The 591-nt window shown below is 69.5% G+C and carries 1 protein-coding gene and 1 pseudogene; one reads left to right on the plus strand and one right to left on the minus strand.

Annotated elements, in window-relative coordinates; all coding sequences use genetic code 11:
* A partial coding sequence (locus tag PV350_RS46955) for an AbrB/MazE/SpoVT family DNA-binding domain-containing protein (RefSeq protein WP_500339351.1) occupies positions 1–259 on the plus strand: 259 nt, incomplete at its 5' end.
* Positions 260–420: 161 nt separating this feature from the next.
* Here PV350_RS46955 and PV350_RS46960 read toward each other — a convergent pair.
* A pseudogene (locus PV350_RS46960) lies at positions 421–591 on the minus strand (ABC transporter ATP-binding protein); the annotation flags it as partial.

Genomic DNA, 591 nt, shown 5'->3' on the forward strand with positions numbered 1-591 from the left:
CGCCGTCGACCGCACCGTCGCCATCCGCGACGGCCGCACCGCCTCCGAAGTCGTCCGCCGCACCAGCGTCGACGACGAAGGCCGCACCACCGTCCACGCCAGCGAATACGCCACCGTCGACCGCTCCGGACGCCTCCAGCTCCCCCGCGACTACACCCACGCCCTCGACATCCGCAACCGCGTCATGCTCGAACTCGAACCCGACCACATCGCCATCCGCCCCGACCACCCCGACCATCCTGCTGGGGGACAGTCCTAGTACGTCGGCCGGACGTCATGATCTGCCGGTTGGTTGTGCGACGAGTGCGCAGCGATGGCGGCGTGAGCGAGGCCTGGATGAGTTCGTGACCCTGCCCGGTTCCGATACCGACAATGCCGAGGACGAGGCGAGTGACTGCCTGCGGTGGTCGGTGATTGTCGTCAGCGAGTCTTGATGCCGCTCGTCCGCCGGGCGAGCCCAGGGGACAGCCGAACTTCCCGGCCCTGCCACCGACGGCGTAGCCAGCGGTCGTGGCTGGCGACCACGATGGCGCCGGGTCCGGTGCCGAGTGCCTCCTCCAGCTCGTCACACAGGCGGGGGGAGAGGTGGTT

This window comes from Streptomyces sp. PA03-6a (assembly GCF_033792765.1).
Taxonomy (GTDB): domain Bacteria; phylum Actinomycetota; class Actinomycetes; order Streptomycetales; family Streptomycetaceae; genus Actinacidiphila.